Source organism: Brevibacterium otitidis, assembly GCF_042429315.1.
Taxonomy (GTDB): domain Bacteria; phylum Actinomycetota; class Actinomycetes; order Actinomycetales; family Brevibacteriaceae; genus Brevibacterium; species Brevibacterium otitidis.
The window spans coordinates 1-2959 of sequence record NZ_JBHMAU010000104.1 but is presented as its reverse complement, the minus strand read 5'-3'; the positions used below and the strand labels follow the sequence as shown (position 1 = coordinate 2959).

General features: G+C 55.2%; 2 rRNA genes. Both read right to left on the bottom strand.

Annotated features, from left to right (window positions below):
- A 23S ribosomal RNA gene (locus ACFFN1_RS13725) occupies positions 1-971 on the bottom strand; the annotation flags it as partial.
- Positions 972-1371: 400 nt separating this feature from the next.
- Positions 1372-2898: ribosomal RNA gene (locus ACFFN1_RS13720) — 16S ribosomal RNA — on the bottom strand.
- Positions 2899-2959: the final 61 nt, after the last annotated feature.

Genomic DNA, 2959 nt, shown 5'->3' with positions numbered 1-2959 from the left:
GGCCCATCAGCCATCCAGTAGCTCTACCTCCAGAAAGCAACACGCGACGCTGCACCTAAATGCATTTCGGGGAGAACCAGCTATCACAGAGTTTGATTGGCCTTTCACCCCTAACCACAGGTCATCCCCTCCATTTTCAACTGAAGTGGGTGCGGGCCTCCACGTCGTCTTACCGACGCTTCACCCTGCCCATGGCTAGATCACTCCGCTTCGGGTCTAGGACATGCAACTCAACCGCCCTATTCGGACTCGCTTTCGCTACGGCTACCCCACCCGGGTTAACCTCGCTACATACCACTAACTCGCAGGCTCATTCTTCAAAAGGCACGCCATCACCCCAACAAAGAGGGCTCTGACGGATTGTAAGCACATGGTTTCAGGTACTATTTCACTCCCCTCCCGGGGTACTTTTCACCATTCCCTCACGGTACTATCCGCTATCGGTCACCAGGGAGTATTTAGCCTTACCAGGTGGTCCTGGCAGATTCACACTGGATTACACGAGTCCCGTGCTACTCGGGCACACACTGAGACAAGCAGGCACATGTTTCATCTACGGGACTCTCACCCACTCCGGTCGACCATCCCAGGCCATTCGACTACACACACCAACACTCGCCCGACCCCATGTAGAAGGTCACCAACGGCCCCACAACACCGCACATGCAAAACCTACACGCTTGACACACATACGGTTTAGGCTCATCCGCGTTCGCTCGCCACTACTAACGGAATCATTATTATTTTCTCTTCCTGCAGGTACTGAGATGTTTCACTTCCCCACGTTCCCCCCACACACCCTATATATTCAGATGCGGGTCACGACACACAACATGCCGCGGGGTTACCCCATTCGGACACCCTCGGATCACCGTTCGTTTACCAACTCCCCGAGGCTTATCGCAGGTTACCACGTCCTTCATCGGCTCCTGATGCCAAGGCATCCACCATGCGCTCTTGAACACTCACACACAACCACACACCACAAAAACGGCACGCAGCCATGCACGAGTCGGATAACACAAGAAACACAACAAAAACAAAATCACAACAGAAGAAACACCACACAACGGTGCTTCCCCAGATGCTCGCGTCCACTATCCACTTACACAACAACACCCAGACACCCACACCCACCACCAGCAACCACTGGCGCAGCATGCAGGGCCAGAAACCAGAAAAACAACCACAACCCACACGGGCTGCCGGCCTGTTCTCCCAGGACCCAACAACGTGTTCGCCCCACCAACAACAAACCACAACGGCGGCCTGTCACCAACAGGAAGTCTTTGCGATGTTCCACCCATGAGCAACCACCACAGACACACACGGCCTGCACGTGGCAACACGACAAAAGTGTTAGCTCCTTAGAAAGGAGGTGATCCAGCCGCACCTTCCGGTACGGCTACCTTGTTACGACTTGGTCCCAATCACCAGTCCCACCTTCGACGGCTCCCCCCAAAAAGGTTAGGCCACCGGCTTCGGGTGTTACCGACTTTCGTGACTTGACGGGCGGTGTGTACAAGGCCCGGGAACGTATTCACCGCAGCGTTGCTGATCTGCGATTACTAGCGACTCCGACTTCACGTAGTCGAGTTGCAGACTACGATCCGAACTGAGACCGGCTTTCTGGGATTCGCTCCACCTCACAGTATCGCCACCCTTTGTACCGGCCATTGTAGCATGCGTGAAGCCCAAGACATAAAGGGCATGATGATTTGACGTCATCCCCACCTTCCTCCGAGTTGACCCCGGCAGTCTTCCATGAGTTCCCACCATCACGTGCTGGCAACATAGAACGAGGGTTGCGCTCGTTGCGGGACTTAACCCAACATCTCACGACACGAGCTGACGACAACCATGCACCACCTGTACACCAGTCCGAAGACGCGACTATCTCTAGCCGATTCCAGTGTATGTCAAGCCTTGGTAAGGTTCTTCGCGTTGCATCGAATTAATCCGCATGCTCCGCCGCTTGTGCGGGCCCCCGTCAATTCCTTTGAGTTTTAGCCTTGCGGCCGTACTCCCCAGGCGGGGAACTTAATGCGTTAGCTCCGGCACGGAATCCGTGGAACGGACCCCACACCTAGTTCCCAACGTTTACGGCATGGACTACCAGGGTATCTAATCCTGTTCGCTCCCCATGCTTTCGCTCCTCAGCGTCAGTTACAGCCCAGAGTCCCGCCTTCGCCACCGGTGTTCCTCCTGATATCTGCGCATTTCACCGCTACACCAGGAATTCCAGACTCCCCTACTGCACTCTAGTCAGCCCGTACCCACTGCACGCGCAACGTTAAGCGTTGCGTTTCCACAGCAGACGCGACCAACCACCTACGAGCTCTTTACGCCCAATAATTCCGGACAACGCTTGTACCCTACGTATTACCGCGGCTGCTGGCACGTAGTTAGCCGGTACTTCTTCTGCAGGTACCGTCACTTTCGCTTCTTCCCTACTGAAAGCGGTTTACAACCCGAAGGCCGTCATCCCGCACGCGGCGTCGCTGCATCAGGGTTCCCCCCATTGTGCAATATTCCCCACTGCTGCCTCCCGTAGGAGTCTGGGCCGTGTCTCAGTCCCAGTGTGGCCGGTCGCCCTCTCAGGCCGGCTACCCGTCGTCGTCTTGGTAGGCCACTACCCCACCAACAAACTGATAGGCCGCGAGTCCATCCCCAACCAGTAAAACCCTTTCCACCACCAGACCATGCGGCCAGTAGTCACATCCGGTATTAGACCCAGTTTCCCAAGCTTATCCCGAAGTCAGGGGCAGGTTACTCACGTGTTACTCACCCGTTCGCCACTCATCCACACCGTGCAAGCACAGTGCTTCAGCGTTCGACTTGCATGTGTTAAGCACGCCGCCAGCGTTCGTCCTGAGCCAGGATCAAACTCTCCATAAAAAAATGAAAAACAAAACCCCAGCCGAAAACCAAAGAAAAAGACAAGAGAAAACCAAACAAT